Origin of the sequence: Paenibacillus macerans (assembly GCF_900454495.1) — a bacterium.
Lineage (GTDB): Bacteria > Bacillota > Bacilli > Paenibacillales > Paenibacillaceae > Fontibacillus > Fontibacillus macerans.
The window spans coordinates 1,013,862-1,033,387 of sequence record NZ_UGSI01000001.1; the positions used below are offsets into that span (position 1 = coordinate 1,013,862).

Here is a 19,526-nt window from a genome sequence, read left to right on the forward strand (position 1 = left end):
TAATAGATGAATTCTATAGGGATGTCGAAAGGTGCAAAAAAGATTATTATAGTCACGACGAAGCAATAAAACCTTCAATATCACAAATGAGCGTGTAATCATCTTCTTTTTCATTTTTTCTATTTATTTTATAAATCAAAACAATACTCATTACCTCCATGATATATATCGTACAAACCAACGCAAGTACACATTCCTGGATTATTTCTCACTGAAGCATCAATAACACCTTGCAAGATCATGCATATTGGTACTAATGAAACCGTACTTTTCATATTCTTTAAAAGAAAAAATAGGGGGGAGTGTAAAGCTAGTTGAAAAAAGTTAAGGTTAGTTTACAGCCCATTGTAAGTAAGATAAATTTACCGACTGTAATGAAAACAGCTGTGCTTCCGGGGGACTCCATTGAAAGATTATTTATTGCAACCCAGGTAGGAGAGATCTTTTACATAGGAAACGGAGTTATAAGGACTTTTTTGGATATTCGCCCACGAATCATAAAACTAGGTGCTTCTAGAGGCGGATATGACGAACGCGGATTAGTAGGGCTGGCGTTTCATCCCGATTTTTATTATAACGGCCGGTTTTATCTTCATTATTCTGTGGCCGGAACACAAGGTCCGGGTGCTCTTCCTAAACCTTTCAAGCCAGACCCGTGTGATCCGGAAACCTTAAACTTACAGTGGATGAATAGGGAAACGCAATATGATCACATTGATACCGTTGAAGAATGGATTTTACAGCCGAATGGGCAACCTCAAAAACGACGGACATTGCTTAACATAAGAAGACCATTTTTTAATCATAATGGCGTCAATAGTTTAAACTTTTCACCTGAAAATGGAAAACTGATATTAACAACCGGAGACGGCGGAGCGGGCTATGACCCATTTAATTTAAGTCAGGATGATATGGAAATCGCCGGAAAAATAATTGAAATCGATGTGGCTAAGAATACACTTATCGAAAATCCGCCTGTAGTCACACGTTTTAATGAACTTCCATCAACTATTCAGGAAACGCTTACGGCAATGGCTAAAGGGGTTCGCAATATTCCGGGGGTTTCCTTTCAAAGGTCTTATAGTCAGTATATTAAATATGTAGGAAATGTCGGGCAAGGTTTGGTAGAGTCGATTTTTTCATTCACTCATTATAAACCCATACCGGTTACACAGCTTATTCAAGCTTCTTTAATGAAAGTTGAGCTTGACTCGGAGGGATTTATTAATTTTGGCTGGCGAGGGTGGGAAGGTGCTTTTCCGACTTCGATTATAAGAGATTGCCCCACGAGCCCAATCTTGGATGAGAAAACAATCGCTTATTACAATGAAGCAGTAAAAACTTCAGCGAGGCGTCTTCAGCCTTTAACTAGTTATTTTCATAAAGACCCCCGTCCCGATAAGTTTGGAGGAACTTCACTTACAGGAGTCCAGTCATATATGGGGAATGGAATCCCCGATTTAAAAGGAAGCGTTGTGTTTACCGATCTTGCCCGAAAAGAAGAATCTCGACCTCCGGTTAATGGGGTTCTGGCTTACACTAGGATAAGATATGATTGCAAACTAAGTGATTTTGGTGTGATTGAAACCAATTATAACTTTGGGTCTCAATCCGCTTATTATGTTAGTTTGGGGACGAATCTGGATCAGAGCAGGCTATATTTAGGGGTGCATGGCTCTATGAAAGTGACTGATTTTAATCAAGGTACTGTTTTTGAAATTGTTCCATAATCCGTATAATGGATAACCCAGAGCTCATATTGATGAATATGACTTTTTTGCGCCGAGGAGGGAGGATCTTGCCTGGCGAAATATGTTTTGGGCGATAAGTACCGCAATGGCTAAAGATCCAACTCCAGGACCTAACGGCACCGTTCTTCTTAATGTTGAACACGGGACAGCATATAGAGTGTTTTCTCCCATGGCTTGGACACGTATTAAAGGAATCATCGAAGATGTGGTAGGAGGGGGTTACCTAAGGTTACGATGGAAACAGACACATTTTTTTCCTTATTATTTATTGACCAATGTTACAATAAACAATATCATTAGGAATATATGGTTGATAATTCCATTATTGAACAGAGGAGGTGTTCGTATGAAGCCGGCAAGCACGATTCGCTCTCAATTGGAGGATTATTTAAAAAACAAGAGACTCTCGCTTAATCAGTTCACCGAACTTACAGGGATCAATTCCGGGACGTTAAGCGGGATCATCAATGGCCATCGTCCCATTGCCATGCAGCAGCTTGACCGGATTACGGAGGGGATGGGGTTGCCCGAAGGTTATTTTTACGATTTGTATGTTGACGAGTGTTTCTTTCAGGCCGCGCCCGATTGGCGCAGACTTGGGCCCTTCTTGCGGCGTTGCGCCGAACTGAACAAGCTGGACTGTATCGAGCGGTCAATACGGTTGATGTTGGACAACCTATCTTACATACCCCTACTTTTTCACTTGGCCGAGCAGTTTTTTCATGAAGGCAAACAAGAAGCGGCCATCTTGCTGTATGAAGCCGTAGCGGAAGGTGAACAGAAGCAGCATTCCGAACGGCTGGCGCTGTGTCAATACCGGTTGTTCACGTTGCGGCTGTCTAAAGATCAGAACCGGAATTTATTGTTGACCGTGCAATTTGAGCCTTTTGTCGACCGGCTGGACGAGCCCTATCAACTGGATGCACTGAATGATTTAATCAATGTGTTTGGTTCATTACGTCACTGGGAAAAGGTAAAGGAATTAGCTGAAAAACTGAAAATAAAAGCGACCATTCATTATGAGTTAAACGGGAGCAAAAAATCACCGGAAACCCAAAAGCAAATTGTTTTTTACATTTTCTATTCTTATTTATCATTGGGTGCAGCTCATTTTATTTTAGAAGATTATGAGAATGCACTCCATTATGTCTCCTTGTATACGGATTGCAGTTGGGTCAAGAACCCCACTGAAGACGAGGTGGCTGTAATTGAGCAGTTTCAAGAATGGGCTGAAGGCAACCGTCATATGTATCAATTAGTGTCCGGCAAGGTCGAAGTTCTTTCGGAATATTTGGAATATATTTCCGCAAGGGAATATGAAGTATTCCCTGCCTTATGTGAGATCGTGACTGCTGCGAACAAGTTCGATATAAACATCGACGATGCGCTTGAAAAATACACATCTTATCTAACTTATGAAGAGCAACACCACCGTATTAAGAAAATTAGCGAGCAATATACCGGAGATCGATACGCAAATTTGTTGGCAGGTTTAGGGGAGTATTATTTAAACAAAAAAGCTTTTGCCCAAGGACTGGAGTATGTACTGGACAGTTTAGCATTTGCGATTGAAATTTATAACAGATACGGTATGCTAAAATGTATAGGGCTATTTGAACAATACCGGAATTTTGCATCGGAAGCGGCAAACGAGCGGTATAAAAATTTAATTAGCGAGGTGCAAAAACTGAATGAAAAGAAAGTTGGCTATATGGATATTTACATGTAGCTTATTGGCGGCTGTGGCGGCCCCAGTTACTACTCTAGTCCCTATCGGAAAGCAGCAAAGCCCCGGCGTTATCACCACGAATAGTCACGGTTTTGGTTAATATTAAACTTTATAGTTGTAAAAAAGACCACTTGGCTATCATTGGCCTCGCTGGTCTTTTTTTGCGGCTTTAATGCATTTATGAATCCCGCATCTAAACTAATGTTTCAACTTTCGCAGAACCCAAATCGGCTCCTATTTAATTTCGCCGGGCCGGTTGACACGCAAAAGTGTGCTTGACCGGCTTGGCTCTGCCCATTAACTGTAAATCGTACAACTAACTTTACGTCCATTCACCCAATCATCTGTTTAATTGCATTTCATACATTTATTTCCTGATTTTAGCCTCATTCTTCAAAAGATAGCGGAGTAATTGCAGGTTTTACACTTAATCAAGCGCTGTGGCAGCATTTCAGGATAAGTAAATGTACATTTTGCAACTATTCTATTCAACATGGACCAGGAAAGCTAGGGCTGGAAGCAGGTATGCTCAGGTGAGGCGTCGCTTTACTGCAACCGCTGGAGCTGATCCACAAAATCGCCTCCGAAGTCGCCTCTGAAATCGCTTCAAAATGCATAAATCGGGCCCGTCAGTAAATCCGATAATTTCCGCTTAAGGCCAAAAGGCTAAAAAAATACAGGCAGTTGTCGTAATAACGCCGTTGGCCGGTGCGCAAAGGTGTATTCCAAAGCAGACGGACAAAATGACTCGCTTCCGGGCCGTCGGCGGCGAGCGATGTCATCGCGTTGGTCGCCAGCAGTCCTATCGGGTGCAGCGCCGGTTCGTCGAAGGGCTGTCCGTCTATGGTATATCGGCGGTAATCGGAAACTTCAATGTTCCGAAAAAAGCTTTGAATCCGGTTGGATTGCCCGACCTGCCAGGGATCTTTTCGGAACCATGCCCAATCCAGCCCGATATTGGCGGCAACCCGGTAAGCCTCGCTGAAGAAATGACGGAAATCGCCATGCGGCTGCGGCTCTGCCGGGGTTCCGTCAAAATTGGCGTATTCGGGGGCAAGACCGGTTTCCGGATGGCATGCGGCGTGAAGGTAAGCGCGGCTGGCATCCGCAGCTTGTTTCCAAAACGCACCGTCCCGCTCGTCGGCCCGAAGGGCGAACAAATCGTAAAAATGCGGCAGGTGGTAAGACGGATCGCTGAAAGGGGATTCCGGTACGAATTTGATTAATTTCGTTTCCGGGTCCCACATCGGATCGCCGTCGCCGGCTTCGCCCTGATGTACGCATGCGCGCAAAATCGTTCGCGCCTGCTCGGAATAGTTATAAGGTTCCGGCCCGTCTCCCCAACGGCTTGCGGCGAAAAACAGGGCCATTGCGAAATATTCTTCCCCGTCCGGCGCGGGCCCCTGGGAGATGCGGGTGCCGTCAGGCTTGCAATGCCAGGCAAAGTAATGGGCGTAACGGCCTTCTTTGTGCTGCATAAACGTCTTCGAGAAGTTCCACAACCGGTCAAACTCTTCTTTTTTGTTCATTTGCACGGCCATCATCATCCCGTAGGACATCCCTTCCGTCCGAACGTCCAGATTGCCGGTATCGAGAATATAGCCTTTATCGTCGCCCAACTGATAATAGATCCGCACATCCGGATCTCCATAAAACAAATCGGTCCATGTCCGCTCGAGCCTAGCCTCGATGTCCGCTTTGGGATAGCCGAGCTCCTTGAACAGGTTCCTGTATTCTTTCGTATAAAAAGCGCCTTGTTGGATAATTGGCATAGAAAAATCCTCCATATTTTCTATTTTTGCTATATTATAGCACAATAGGAGGTAAATAAATTAAAGCGTTTTCTCGAAAAAGTATAGTAATTACAATTCTTCATAAGGAGGGGTCTGAATGTATTCCGTCATTATTGTGGACGATGAGTTGTTTGTCCGGAAAGGCTTAATCGAAATGATCGATTGGGAAAGCAGCGGCTTTAAAGTGATTGACGAGTCCGATAACGGAGAAGACGCCCTGGCGATCATCCAGGCGAAAAAACCGGATCTGGTCGTGACCGACATCCGTATGCCGGTGCTGGACGGGCTCGAATTGATCGAGGCCGCGAGCAAGCTGCAGTTGGAAACGGAATTCGTCATCATCAGCGGGCATAACGATTTCCGCTATGCCCAGCAGGCGGTGCGGTTCGGCGTGCAGGATTATGTGCTCAAGCCCATCGATCCGGACGATATTCAGCAAGCGCTCGTTAAGCTTAGAGACAAGCTGTCGGCAAAACAACGGTTGCGGGATCAAAACCGCAGGCAGATGGGCGAAAAACTGATCGAAACCCTGCTGCGGGACGAGATCGACGAGACGGCGTTGGATGAGTGGGGGCAGGTTTCGTTTTTCGCTGATGCGAAAGCGTTTTCTTATATATTGCTGGAGGTTAACAATGTCGTACCATGGAAAAATGCGGTTTGCCCGGCAAGAGACCGGCTAATGGAAGCCATCCGGGAAACGGTGCAAGAACTCGGCGCTGCCGCTTCGCCGCCGATCGTGTATGAGCATCGCCGCACGTACGGCTTCATTGTGCCGGATACGTACCTCATCCCTTTCGGCGGAGATATCCGTCTTTTTATGCGGTCCGCGCTTCGGCGGCTGAAGGATGCTTTCGCCCTGGAACTGCGAATCTATGCCGGCCAATCCGTCGAATCCTTAAACCGGTTGAGGTTCTCCTATATCAGCGCGAAGGAAACGATGCAGCACAAATGGCTCCGTCACAACACCCATGCGCTGCTATACTCGGACATCGCCGGCGCGGAACTGAACTATTTGCATCTTCGCGAACCGTCGATCCACGCTTTGATCGAAGCGGTCGAAGCATCGGACAGGGACGGCATTCGAAGCGCCATCGACCGCATCTTTGCGGATTTTCTGGAGCGGAACTTCTCTATCGAAGCGATCAAAACATCGATCATGCAATGTGTTCTGGGCATCGTGCACTCCGTCAGAAGCGTGGAAGGCGACGAGAAGGAACTCGGCCTGATCGAGGCGATTCTGGGCTGGCACGATTATAATCTCACATTGGAAGAATTGCGCGGATTATTTGGCGAATTCGCGTCCGAAGCCGCGGAACTCGTCAAACAGCTTTATAATTCCAGCGGCAAGAGCGGAATTCACAAAATTAAATCGTACGTGGACCAGCACTTCCAGCAAAATTTGAGCTTAAAAAGCCTTGCGGCGCAGTTCTTCATGAACCCTGCGTACATCGGGCAATTGTTCAAGAAGCATTATGGCGTTTATTTTAACGAATATTTGCTGCTGCTGCGCATCGAAGAGGCCAAAAAACTGATGAGGCAAAAGGATATGCGCGTTTATGAAATCGCCGAGCGGGTCGGATTCAACAGCGCCGAGTATTTTGTCTCCCAGTTCGAGAAGGTCGAGAAGATGACTCCCACGGAATACCGCAATCGCATGAGCCATCGGTAGCGGAAGGGGGCGGCGCGCGATGAACCGACTGCTTCATAATACCCGGCTAAGGAACAAGATGCTGCTGGTCTATTTTCTTTGCATCTTTACGCCGATGATCGTGACCAACGCTATTTTTTATAGTCTCATCTCGAATAATGTCAGGGAGGGGAGAATCAAGGATATCGACCTGGCGGTGGAGCAAATCAAAAACGAATTCCGCTCCCAGGTTGACGATGCGGTGGGCTTGTCCTCATTTTTTTACGCCGACCTCAAGACCAATGAAATTCTGGAGCGGAATTTTGCCAATACGGAAGATTACGTCGAAGCTTATGACGATTATTTAAGACGGGTGCTGAACAGTTATCACCCCGTTTCCCTGTATCTCCAGAACATGATGATTTACGTGAACAACCCGACGCTGCTGAATTCCGGAAACATCGGCTACCTGTCGGATGATATCAGGTCGGAGGATTGGTATCGAATGGCGGCGGGCAGCGATCGGACCCAGCCTGTGTTTGCGCGCACGAAAACGGATGACGGGCATTTCGCCAGTTTCTCGCTGATCCGGCGTCTGGACTATTTTGCGAACCGGATGTCAAAGGAAAAGCTGCTCAAAATCGATTTTAAAACGATCGATCTGGTGTCTCTGTTTTCGAACTTAAACGTGCAGGGAGATATGTATCTGATCAACCCGGACGGCGGGATCGAGTACACGACAAACGGGGAAATCGACTGGCAGGGCGGGAATGAAACCGCGTTCGCCTCGCTCGGATCGGACAAAACGATCCGGTTCGTGAAGGAATACCGGGGAGTCAGCTATCTGGAAGGATGGAAGATCGCCGGCATCGTCAGCGAAGACGAAATCGTTAAAGAAGTCCGCGATTCGCGCGATTTTATTTTATGGTCCGGCGGCGTGATGATGATCATTCCGACCATAATTATTCTTATCATCACCCGGTCGATTAACCTGCGCATCATCCAAATCCTGAAGCAGATGAAAAAAGTAAAAAGCCAAAGTTTTGAACCGATTCAGGGCGAGGCCTATAAGGACGAGATCGGTCAATTGACGCTGGAATTCAACCGGATGATCCTGCAGATCAAAAGCTTGATCCATGACGTGTACCTGGCGGAAATTCAGAAGAAATCGTTGGAGCTGGAGCGCCGGAAGGCGCAGTTGAATGCATTGCAAAGCCAAATGAATCCCCATTTTCTGTTCAATGCCCTGGAAACGATCCGGATGAGAAGTTTGCTGAAAAAAGAGCGCGATACCGCGAAGATCATCCATAGCATGGCCAAATTCTTCCGAGGCTCCTTGACCTGGAACAAAGACCTGGTTTCGGTGAAGGAAGAGCTGGAGTTTATTTTATGCTTCTTGGACATTCAGAAATATCGCTTCGAGGACAAGCTGGACTGCCGGATCGCCGTCGCGCCGGAAGCGTATGAATGCCTGGTGCCGAAAATGGCGTTCCTTCCTTTCGTTGAGAATGCCTGTATCCACGGCATCGAGCCGCTGAAACACGGAGGGATGATCGAGATTCGCATCGACGCTACGGAAGATGAACTGACTTTTACCGTCAGAGACAACGGGATCGGAATGGACGATGCAACGGTCAACAAGCTGTACCGTTACCTGGAGGCCGAGGAAACCATGGGCGAACGCATCGGTGTTCAAAACGCGATATACCGCACGAAAATAATCTACGGGGAGAAGATCCGTTTTTCGCTGAACAGCCGTCCGGGAGAAGGGACCTGCGTCATGCTCGCAATCCCGAACGAAAAGAGTTGAGCGCCGAAACAAATACTGAAATTTTTACAGGAAGCTCTATAGTTCTCCGGGTAACCCAACATTGAAAACGATTTTATACTGTTCCTGTAAATACCACTCAACAAACGAAAGGGGCAGATCGGTTTTGACAAAAAAGAAATTTTGGCTTCTCTTTCTGGTCGCAGCATTGCTGTTGTCTGTAGTCTCCGCTTGTTCCGGCGGCAAAAACAACCATAATGCCGTGGGCGAGACAGGCAACAACCCGGAAGAAAGCAACAAACAGGACAAGGTCACCTTTACGATCTTTAATGGCGTAGCCGGATCCAAGGACCGGAATACAAACGAGACCACCCTTGGAAAAATACTGGAAGACCAAACGGGAGTCAATTTCAAACTGGAGTTTCTGGTCGGCGACCTGAATACGAAAATCGGTACGATGATCGCCGCGAACGAGTATCCGGACGTGCTGATTCCGGATGCGGCGATGGAAAGCGTATTGAACGCAGGCGTATTTATCCCGCTTGACGATTTGATCGAGGAGCACGGCCCGAATATCAAACGGGTATTCGGGCCATATTTTGACCAGCTGAGAGCTGAAGACGGCAAGCTTTATTTCCTTCCGATCGCCGTGCAGGTCGGCGACTTCGTTCCGGACCCGGAGCCCGGAGCCGCATTTTGGATTCAGCGCCGCGTCTTGGCCGAGGCCGGTTATCCGAAAGTCAACACGCTGGATCAATATATTGAACTGATCAGAAACTATGCCGAGAAGCATAAGGATGAAGATTTGACGGGCATGATCACCCTCACGCATGACTGGAGATTTTTTGCGACATCCAATCCGCCGATGCACCTCATGGGTTACCCGAACGACGGCGAAGTCATCGTCGATCCGGAAACCTTTGAAGCCAAGACGTACGCGGCTTCCGAGGCGACGAAAAGATGGCTGAAGACGCTGAACGAGTTAAATGCGGAAGGTCTGTTCGACAAGGCTTCTTTCGTGGACAATTACGATCAATACATCGCCAAATTAACCTCCCATAAAGTGCTGGGCTTTTTTGATTACCGCTGGCAGGCGGGAAATGCACTCAACGTCCTTAAGGACGCAGCCCGCAAGGATCCCGCCCAGGACGCTTACAACTACTTCCCGCTCCCCGTTACCTTTGACGAGAACACGCCGGATGCGTATGTCGACGCCGAAGGCGGATTGGCAACGAACCGCGGCATCGGTATTACGGTCAGCGCGAAGGACCCGGCAAGAATCATCCAATATTTCGACAATATGCTGACGGAGGATAACCAAACCCTGTTGTCTTGGGGCATTGAAGGCGAAACCTATGAAGTTAACGAACAAGGCCGCTTTTACCGGACACAGGAACAGATCAACATGATCGACGAAGCTTTTAACGAGAAGTTCGGCTTTAAATATTACAATTGGAACTGGCCGATGTACAACGCCAATTCCACGCTCGCGAGCGGGAATGCCAAAAGCGTGGCTTACCAGCCCGAAGTATTCCAAATGAGCTTGACGCAGGCCGATAAGGCCATTTTGGACAAATACGGCGTGCAAACTTACAGCCAAATGTTCGCGACCCCGAAGTTCCGCCCTTGGTATCCTGCCTGGGGATTCGCCAAGGAACAAAATTCGCCGCAGCAGCTGTGGGAAACGGCCAAGGATGAATTGACCAAAAAATACTTCCCGAAACTCGTGCTTGCAACGCCGGATAAGTTCGAATCGGTGTGGAGCGAATACTTGAACGAATTCGGCAAGCTTGACACGGCCGGTTATGAAAAGTGGACGACGGAGCAAGCGCAGGAGAAAGTCAAAATCGTTACCGGCGGTAAATAATCGATTCTACCGGAAGGCCGGGGAGGAGAGAATGGTATGGAGACTGATTCGGTGCTGGCCGCGTCCGGGCCGGAGACATGCAAAAAGCCGAAAGGGATCGGGCCGTTTTGCAAAAAATTGGTGCAGCAGCGCGCCTTGGCCGTAATGACCGTCCCCTTTTTCATTTGGTTGGTCATTTTCAAATATGTTCCTTTATGGGGCTGGACGATTGCTTTCCAGGATTATAAACCGGCGCGCGGGTATTTGGATCAAACCTGGGTCGGATTTCAACACTTCACATTTTTGTTTGGAGACGAGCGGTTTTTGCGCGTATTGCGAAATACGCTGGCCATGAGTTCCATCAACTTGATTCTCGGCTTTGTGACGGCGATTACGCTCGCGCTGCTGCTCAATGAACTCCGGAACGTAGCATTTAAGCGGACGGTGCAAACGATTAGTTACCTGCCCCATTTCATTTCTTGGGTGGTGGCCGCAAGCATCATTCAAACGACGCTCGCGCCCGACGGAATCATCAACCAGCTGTTGAGCTGGACGGGATTGGTCGATAAGGGGAACGAAATATTATTTTTGGGGATTCCCGAATACTTTTGGGGAATATTTGGAGCCGGCTCCGTCTGGAAAGATATCGGCTGGAACACGATCGTGTATTTGGCCGCGATAACGACGATTGATCCGGCGCAATACGAAGCCGCCGAAATCGACGGCGCCAGCAGGTTTAAACGGATGATCTATATTACATTGCCGGGCATTAAATCCGTCGTTGTCGTCCTTTTAATTATGAATATCGGCTATTTGCTGGAATCGGGATTCGAGCCCCAATATTTGCTGGGTAACGGCATGAACGTGGATTATTCCGAGAACATTGACATATTCGTATTGAAATACGGCATCGCCCAAAGCAACTTCTCGCTATCCATCGCGGCCGGCATGTTCAAGACGGTGGTCAGCTTCATCTTGCTGTTCTTCGCCAACCATATCGCGAAACGGGCGGGCGAAGCCAGGCTTTTCTAGAGAAGGAGGCAAAGCCAATGGATCAAAAATCCGCAAGCGCTGCGAGAAGGGTTAAGAATACGCGAATCAAATCTTCCGGCGCTGACCGTATTTTTGATATCTGCAATTACATTTTTATGGTTCTATTGATGGCCGTGACGCTGTATCCGTTTATAAATGTTCTGGCCGTGTCGCTAAACAGCGCTCAAGATTCGCTCAAAGGCGGGATTTACTTGCTTCCGAGGATCTGGACGCTGGAAAATTACAAATATATTTTCAGGGAAGCCACGATATTTCACGCCACGCTCGTCTCGATATTGCGTACGATCATCGGTACGGTGGCTACGGTGTTTTGCTCCGCCATGGTGGCTTATTCGATCAGCAGGCAGGATTTCGTGCTCCGCAAATTTATTACGGTCGCCTTTATTTTAACCATGTATTTTAACGGCGGGTTGATCCCCAACTATTTGCTGATGAGGGATTTGCAACTCGTGGGCAACTTCTGGGTATACATCCTGCCCGGATTAATCGGCGTGTTCAACCTGATCATCATCCGATCCTTTATTGAGAACCTCCCCGAGAGCATTCTGGAATCGGGACGGATTGACGGAGCGGGCGATTACAGAACTTTTTTCAGCATCGTATTGCCGTTGACAACGCCGGTTTTGGCTACGGTTGCCTTGTTCTCGGGCGTCTTTCAGTGGAACTCCTGGTTTGACGTGTTTTTGTACAATTCTTCGCACATTGAATTAAGCACACTGCAGTATGAACTGCAGAAAATTTTGCAGAATTCCAATACGACTTCGGGAACTTCGAGCCTGGACGGGATGATCCAGGGCGCCAGCGGGGCGCAGCAAAACACCGTTACACCGTTGTCCGTTCGCGCCACGATGACGATGGTCGCCTCCGTCCCCATTATCATGGTGTACCCTTTCTTGCAAAAATATTTCGTCAAAGGCATGATGGTCGGCGGGGTTAAAGGGTGATCAAGCCGCCGCGGGAGTCGCATGCTTATCGTGATATGATCAAGGCCGTGAGCATAATCGATTTACGATCCTGGGATTTGGATATGCGCCGTTAAGAATTCGCTTTGAGAAAAACGAAAGGAGAGAATGAAATGAGAACAACAGCTCCTGACGGATACGACCGGTACAGGGAAAACATAGCCCGCGGCAATGTCGAAGTGGTGGAATATTTCTCCGGAGCGGTAGGGACCCCTCGCAAAACGAGGATATATACTCCGCCCGGATATTCCGGAAACCAAATGTATAACGTATTGTATCTTTTGCATGGCATAGGCGGGGATGAAAATGAATGGTTCAACCATGGGCAGCCCCATATCATCCTTGACAATCTTTACGCGGACAACAAGCTCGCGCCTATGATCGTCGTTTTGCCCAACGGACGCGCCATGCCGGACGACCGTCCGGTGGGAGACATTTTCGCCCCCGAAAAGATCCAGGCGTTTGAGAGGTTCGAATTTGATTTGCTCCATGATCTGATCCCTTTTATTGAATCGAACTACCTGGTATCTACTGATCAGGGGAGCCGCGCGATTGCAGGTTTATCCATGGGCGGCGGGCAGTCCTTGAACATAGGATTGAAGCATCTCGACCGCTTCGCCTGGATCGGGGCTTTTTCCCCGGCCCCCAATACAAAAGCTCCCGAGCAACTCGTTCCGAATCCGCAGGCGGCGGCCCTTCTCAGACTGCTGTGGCTTTCTTGCGGGGATCAGGATAATCTCAAGCATATCAGCGAACGGACGCACGCTTATTTGGCGGAGCACGGTGTGCCTCACATTTGGGTTGAGGAAAGCGGCGGACACGATTGGCCCGTGTGGAAAAACGATCTGTACTATTTTTCCCAACTGCTGTTTAAAGTTTAAACAATGAGAAGGAGCGGCTGACGAAATAAATTATGACTTTAGCTCTATTGATTCGAGGCTGCCGTACTGAGGACTGAGGGGACTGTCTATTTATAGCGTTCGTGTCTTGGTGTCCCTGCATGCTGCTTTGCACGATTATCCCCTTCGTTCAGGGGGCAGGGGTTGGGGGCAAGGATAAGGGATCCAGATGTCCGTACATCGGGGGTAGAGTCGTTTCCTCTAGCCTATCGGCTGTATGCGCCCTTGCGGAAAGTGGTGAGAGAGGCGTGGGAATCGGCTGAAGAGTACGTATGTAGCTTTGGGACTGAAACATCTGCAGGCGTACCTGAACGAGTACGCCGGACGCCGTCGGCTGCGCCTGCCCGGAGCGGAAGAAACGATGCGGCAGAAGTTACTGCGTATCTGTGTGGCGATTCCGGCGATCTCTTACCGCCGGCTGATCGCGCGCCAACCGAATCAGCCCCTTGCGGCTGCAGCCTGATAGAAGTGCTTGAACGGTGCAGTCGTTGCTGCAATCGGATTCAGGCTGCAGTAGGCTCACGGTCTTTTCATTTTTCCCGGTGTCTTGCCCCATCCCTCCCGTCAGCTCTGCTTCATGATCAAACGGTATAATCGTGCAAAGCGTCCGGACAGTGGATATTGATCTGCTAACCACTAAATCAATATTTCAAAAGAAAGTTCAATAAAATCAAAAAAAATTCTATTAAATTTTATCGCTAATCCATTTATAGTGAAATTGTAAAAATGTAATAAATTACTATTATATGTTTTTTTAAGGAGGTTGATAGGCCGTATATTTATTCAATCGAGTGCGTCCAGATTTGGATCCGAAAAAATTAGGGAGGAGCAGATTTATGATTTCACGGTTTAAGAAAGCTATTTGTGCAGGTTCGGCCCTTGTAATAGCATTGACCCTCATGGTAGCGCCGGGCGATGTTGCCGCAGCCAGCGACGCCGTCGTGAATGTATCGGCGGAAAAACAAGTGATTCGCGGTTTCGGAGGCATCAACCACCCGGCTTGGATCGGAGATTTGACGGCGGCACAAAGAGAAACCGCTTTCGGAAACGGAAATAACCAGTTAGGTTTCTCGATCTTAAGAATCTATGTGCATGATGACCGCAATCAGTGGTACCGGGAATTGGAAACGGCCAAACGAGCCATCGCCCTCGGAGCCATCGTGTTTGCGTCGCCATGGAACCCGCCCGCCGACATGGTAGAGACCTTCAACCGCAACGGTGATACGTCGGCAAAACGGCTCCGTTACGACAAGTACGCTGCGTATGCCCAGCACCTTAATGATTTCGTGACTTATATGAGGAATAATGGCGTGAATCTGTATGCGATTTCCGTACAAAACGAACCCGATTATGCGCATGACTGGACGTGGTGGACTCCCCAGGAAATGCTTCGCTTCATGAAAGAAAACGCCGGTTCCATTAATGCCAGAGTGATCGCGCCGGAATCGTTCCAGTATCTGAAAAATATGTCGGACCCGATTTTGAACGATTCGCAGGCGCTTGCCAATATGGATATTCTTGGTGCGCATCTATACGGTACCCAGATCAGCAATTTCGCTTATCCGCTATTCAAACAAAAAGGAGCGGGAAAAGAACTCTGGATGACGGAAGTATATTACCCGAACAGCGACAACAACTCGGCGGATCGCTGGCCCGAAGCCTTGGATGTGTCCTATCATATCCACAATGCGATGGTAGAGGGAGATTTTCAGGCTTACGTATGGTGGTATATCCGCAGATCATACGGTCCGATGAAGGAAGACGGCACAATCAGCAAACGCGGTTATAATATGGCTCATTTCTCCAAATTCGTCCGTCCCGGCTATGTTAGGGTGGATGCCACGAAAAATCCTGAAACGAACGTTTACGTATCTGCCTATAAAGGTAACAACAAAATCGTTATCGTTGCCATTAACAGGAGCGGCTCCGGGGTTAATCAGAACTTTGTCCTGCGGAATGGATCGGTTTCGAAAGTATCCCGATGGATCACGAACAGCAGCAGCAATCTTCAACCCGGAACGGAGCTTACGGTGACGGGCGAGAATTTCTGGGCTCATCTCCCAGCCCAAAGCGTGACCACCTTCGTAGCTGATCTTGGTACAGCTTCAGGCAGAAGCGCAGCCAATGAAGCTGAGACAGACACAACCTTGCCTGACGCTGTCGTAGATAACCTACGTTAAACCTCCTGAAAAAGAAGCAGATTAAGAGGTTGTCCCAAAAGGTCGTGAAACATTGACCTAAGGGGCAGCCCTTTTTTAAATTCTGCAAGGAAGATAATCATGTACGGTAGGTCGATGGGTTTCGGTAAATGAAGGAGAAGTAAAGTAAAAAGATGAACGTTGTCGCGAAATGTGCGCCAATGCATAATGAAAGCGTAACCAAATGGAAGGCGAATACAATTGAACTGGGGGATGAAAATGAAAATGAGGACCAAAAATAGCTCAGTGTGGTTAAAAGGTCTCTCCGTAATAGTGCTGGCTTCGCTTATGCTTGCCGCATGCTCGGGCGGGGGCGGGGACGGGGCAAACGGGGATCCGGGCGGAGCTTCAAAGGATAACCAGAACCAGGCCTCCGCCGCGGATGACGGCCCGCTCGGCAAATACGATCCGGCGATCGAAGTATCATTCGTCAGAGATTTGAGCGATGTTGTGGAGAACAATGTGCTTGGCGTGCTGAAGGGCGAAACGATCGACAACAATCGCTGGACCCAATTGTACGAGGACGAGCTTGGCATCAAGATCAAATACGACTGGGTCGTCAAGGGCAGCCCGACTTCCGATCAATATCTGCAGAAAATCAACGTTACTTTGGCTTCCGGCGACCTGCCGGACGTCATCCCGGTGAATGCCACGCAGCTCAAGCAATTGGCCGATTCCGACCAAATCGAGGACATGACGGAGTTATACGAAAAGTACGCGTCTCCTTTTACGAAAAAAGTGCTCTCGGAAGAAGGAACAAGTGTGTTCGATGCCGCTACGTTCGACGGAAAGTTGATGGCGGTTCCCCAGCTGGAATCTTCCATGGAACGGGCGATGTACATTTGGATTCGTACCGATTGGCTGGATAAATTAGGCTTGAAGCCGCCGAAAACGATGGCCGACGTGCTGGCGATTTCGAAAGCGTTTACGGAGGGCGATCCGGACGGGAATGGCAAGAAGGATACCTTCGGTCTTGGCGTGACGAAAGATTTGTGGGGCGGGGCGATGGGACTTGAAGGTTTTATGGCCGGATACGATGCCTACCCTAACATTTGGGTGGAAGACGCCTCGGGCAAACTCGTGTTTGGCAGCACTCAGCCGGAAGTGAAAAAGGCGCTTCAGGTGCTGCAGGATATGGCCAAAAACGGCCAGATCGACCAGGAATTCGGGGTCAAAGACGGGGGCAAGGTGTCCGAACAGATCTCCGCCGGAAAGATCGGGATGGAGTACGGCGAGCAATGGAATTCTATATGGCCGCTTCAGCTTAACCGCGATAATGATCCGAACGCGCAATGGCAGGCTTTCCCGATTGTATCGGAGTCGGGCGAGACCCCGAAGGTGCCGCTTAAATTCAGCACTACCCGTTTCTTCGCCGTTAAGAAGGGCGCCGCTCATCCTGAAGCGGTGATCAAAATGTTCAATTTGCATCTGGAGAAAAACTGGGGCGAGACCGCGGAGTTCGATAAGTATTTTGCGCCGCCGGAGGCCGAAAGCGTATGGCAGCTCTCGCCCGTTACGCCGTATCCGGTTAAGAAAAACGTAGACGCCTTCCGGGCGATTGATGCCGCGCGCAAAGCCGGTGATTTCTCCACACTGACCGGGGAGGCCAAGACGATTCAAGAAAAACTGGAAGCCTACGCGTCGGGATCGTCGGATGGGTTTGCATTATGGGGCTGGGAACGGATTTATGGAGAAGAAGGCTCCATGGGAATCGCCGATCATTACGACAAAAACAATCAGTTTCTGCGGGAAAAATTTGTCGGCGCCCCGACTCCGACCATGGTGGAACGCAAAGCGACGCTCGAAAAGCTGCAAAACGAGGTGTTCGTCAAGATCATATTAGGGGATCCCATCGATAAATTCGATCAGTTCGTGGCCGATTGGAAAAAGCTTGGCGGTGACCAAATTACCCAGGAAGTCAACGAATGGTATGAAACTACGAAGTAACGATTCCGGGCCGGAGGGGGGCTATTGCTCTCCCTTGGCCCTACTCTTGCTCACCGATGTGGAGGATGAAAATGAGAGCGAAATGGCGAAGAGAATTGCCGCTTCATTTAATGATACTGCCGGGACTAATGTTGATCGTGTTATTTTCGTATATCCCGATGGCCGGCGTGATGATTGCGTTTCAAAAGTTTATTCCCGCCAAAGGCTTGTTCGGCGAGCAGAAGTGGGTCGGCTGGGACAATTTCGAGTATGTCATGAACTTGCCGAATTTCACCCAGGTTTTGTGGAACACCCTTTTTATTTCCGGCTTTAAGCTTATCTTAGGACTCGTGGTTCCAATCATTTTTGCGATTCTTTTAAACGAATTGAAAAATAATCTGATCAAACGCTCCGTGCAAACCGCGATTTATTTACCCTATTTTTTATCCTGGGTCGTGCTGGGCGGCATTCTGATCGATATTCTTTCCCCTTCCGGAGGGATCGTTAATGAATTCCTCGGATTATTTGGGATTTCGAAGATCTTTTTCCTCGGCGACAACGACTGGTTTCCCTTCACGCTGATCGCTTCGGACATTTGGAAAAACTTCGGCTACGGGACAATCGTATATTTGGCGGCAATCACGGGCATCGATCCGGGACTGTACGAAGCGGCGACCATGGACGGCGCCAATCGCTGGCACAAAATGTGGCATATCACGATTCCGGGAATGCGCATGGTGATCGTGCTGCTGTCGGTATTAAGCCTGGGGCAGCTGCTGAATGCCGGGTTTGATCAAGTGTTTAATTTATACAGTCCGCAAGTTTACGAGAGCGGCGATATTTTGGATACGTTCGTGTACCGGATCGGCTTGCTTGACGCGCAGTACGGGGTAGCGACGGCGGTCGGTTTATTCAAATCGGTCGTATCGTTTACGCTGATTTCCGGCTCCTATTTCTTTGCCTATCGGGTTGCGAAATATCGGATTTTTTAGAGGAGGGAGAACTTTGGAGCAAAGGTTGGCGCCAAAACCGGCAGGGTATGCCCGCATCCGGCAGGGAAAACGGTTTGAATGGTTTCCCCTGGTCAATGCCGTTATTCTTATCTTGATTTCACTCATTTGCGTCTTGCCCTTGATTCATATCATAGCGGTTTCTTTCAGTTCGAGCGCGGCGGCCTCGGCGGGGTACGTGAGGATGTGGCCCGTCGATTTCACATTCGCCTCTTACATGTATACGGCGAGCCGCAACGAATTCTGGCAAGCGATGCTCGTGTCGCTGACGCGGATTGGCTTGGGAACTCCGCTTAACCTGCTGTTGACCATCTTGGTCGCTTATCCGCTGGCCAAAGAGTCGCATGCTTTTCGGTTTCGCAGCCTGTATGCGTGGCTCTTTTTTATTACGATGCTGTTTAACGGGGGACTGATTCCCTGGTATTCGACGATTAAAGAATACGGGCTGCTCGATTCGATCTGGGCGCTTATTCTGCCGGGCGCGGTTCCCGTATTCAGCGTCGTGCTGCTGCTTAACTTTTTCCGGGAGATTCCGAAGGAGCTGGAAGAAGCGGCGCTCATTGACGGAGCGAGCCACTGGAGGACGATGTGGTCGATCTTCGTGCCGATCTCCAAGCCCGCGCTTGCCACACTGGCCTTGTTTTCCATGGTCGAGCATTGGAACAGCTGGTTCGATGGTCTGCTGCTGATGGGCAACCCGTCCAATTATCCGCTGCAAAGCTATATTCAAACCATCGTGATCCAGCAAAACCTGTCGAATATGTCGAGAGACGATATGCTCAACCTGGCGCTTATTTCCGATCGGACGTTGAAATCGTCGCAGATTTTCCTCGGTTCACTCCCGATTATTTTGGCGTATCCATTCTTGCAGAAATATTTCGTAAAAGGCATCGTTTTGGGCAGCGTCAAAGGATGAATGTGCGATTAATTGCATAGGGCTGCTTCGAATGTCTGGTTGTCTCTT

General features: G+C 48.8%; 14 protein-coding genes and 1 pseudogene. 14 read left to right on the forward strand and 1 reads right to left on the reverse strand.

What is annotated here, in order from left to right; all coding sequences use genetic code 11:
* Positions 1-314: 314 nt before the first annotated feature.
* The 3 genes and pseudogenes from DYE26_RS04710 (at position 315) to DYE26_RS04715 (ending at position 3,480) form a co-directional block, all read left to right on the forward strand.
* Positions 315-1,730 carry a PQQ-dependent sugar dehydrogenase gene (locus tag DYE26_RS04710; protein ID WP_036622617.1) on the forward strand — a complete coding sequence of 472 codons (1,416 nt, stop codon included), beginning with the start codon at positions 315-317 and terminating at the stop codon, positions 1,728-1,730.
* A 28-nt stretch (positions 1,731-1,758) separates the two neighbouring features.
* Positions 1,759-1,962, forward strand: a pseudogene (locus DYE26_RS34770) (4-hydroxyphenylacetate 3-hydroxylase C-terminal domain-containing protein); the annotation flags it as partial.
* Between the two features lie 135 nt (positions 1,963-2,097).
* Complete coding sequence (locus DYE26_RS04715; protein ID WP_036622619.1) at positions 2,098-3,480, forward strand: helix-turn-helix domain-containing protein; 1,383 nt, start codon at positions 2,098-2,100, stop codon at positions 3,478-3,480.
* A gap of 629 nt (positions 3,481-4,109) precedes the next feature.
* Here the strand turns inward: DYE26_RS04715 and DYE26_RS04720 are convergent.
* Complete coding sequence (locus DYE26_RS04720) at positions 4,110-5,252, reverse strand: family 8 glycosyl hydrolase (RefSeq protein ID WP_036622621.1); 1,143 nt, start codon at positions 5,250-5,252, stop codon at positions 4,110-4,112.
* A 118-nt stretch (positions 5,253-5,370) separates the two neighbouring features.
* On the opposite strand from DYE26_RS04720, the gene DYE26_RS04725 reads away from it, so the two are divergent.
* From DYE26_RS04725 to DYE26_RS04775, 11 genes are all read left to right on the forward strand, one after another.
* The gene (locus tag DYE26_RS04725; RefSeq protein WP_036622623.1) at positions 5,371-6,942 is read left to right on the forward strand and encodes a response regulator; all 1,572 of its coding nucleotides are present in this window, start codon (positions 5,371-5,373) and stop codon (positions 6,940-6,942) included.
* 19 nt (positions 6,943-6,961) lie between these two features.
* On the forward strand, positions 6,962-8,710 hold the full coding sequence (locus tag DYE26_RS04730) for a sensor histidine kinase (RefSeq protein WP_036622625.1): 1,749 nt from the start codon (positions 6,962-6,964) through the stop codon (positions 8,708-8,710).
* A gap of 124 nt (positions 8,711-8,834) precedes the next feature.
* Positions 8,835-10,535, forward strand: coding sequence for a type 2 periplasmic-binding domain-containing protein (locus tag DYE26_RS04735; protein ID WP_036622627.1), 1,701 nt, complete (start codon positions 8,835-8,837; stop codon positions 10,533-10,535).
* A 36-nt stretch (positions 10,536-10,571) separates the two neighbouring features.
* A complete protein-coding gene (locus tag DYE26_RS04740; protein WP_036622629.1) occupies positions 10,572-11,546 on the forward strand; it encodes an ABC transporter permease in 975 nt (324 codons plus the stop codon).
* A gap of 17 nt (positions 11,547-11,563) precedes the next feature.
* A complete protein-coding gene (locus DYE26_RS04745) occupies positions 11,564-12,511 on the forward strand; it encodes a carbohydrate ABC transporter permease (protein ID WP_036622631.1) in 948 nt (315 codons plus the stop codon).
* Between the two features lie 131 nt (positions 12,512-12,642).
* Positions 12,643-13,410, forward strand: coding sequence for an alpha/beta hydrolase (locus tag DYE26_RS04750; RefSeq protein WP_036622633.1), 768 nt, complete (start codon positions 12,643-12,645; stop codon positions 13,408-13,410).
* A 298-nt stretch (positions 13,411-13,708) separates the two neighbouring features.
* Entirely contained in the window at positions 13,709-13,891 is a 183-nt protein-coding gene (locus DYE26_RS04755; RefSeq protein WP_036622635.1) for a hypothetical protein, read from the forward strand.
* Positions 13,892-14,264: 373 nt separating this feature from the next.
* Entirely contained in the window at positions 14,265-15,608 is a 1,344-nt protein-coding gene (gene xynC, locus DYE26_RS04760; RefSeq protein WP_036622637.1) for a glucuronoarabinoxylan endo-1,4-beta-xylanase XynC, read from the forward strand.
* 243 nt (positions 15,609-15,851) lie between these two features.
* A complete protein-coding gene (locus DYE26_RS04765) occupies positions 15,852-17,573 on the forward strand; it encodes an extracellular solute-binding protein (protein ID WP_082207756.1) in 1,722 nt (573 codons plus the stop codon).
* A 71-nt stretch (positions 17,574-17,644) separates the two neighbouring features.
* Complete coding sequence (locus DYE26_RS04770; protein WP_115311178.1) at positions 17,645-18,544, forward strand: ABC transporter permease; 900 nt, start codon at positions 17,645-17,647, stop codon at positions 18,542-18,544.
* A 13-nt stretch (positions 18,545-18,557) separates the two neighbouring features.
* The gene (locus DYE26_RS04775) at positions 18,558-19,478 is read left to right on the forward strand and encodes a carbohydrate ABC transporter permease (protein WP_082207757.1); all 921 of its coding nucleotides are present in this window, start codon (positions 18,558-18,560) and stop codon (positions 19,476-19,478) included.
* Positions 19,479-19,526 lie beyond the last annotated feature (48 nt).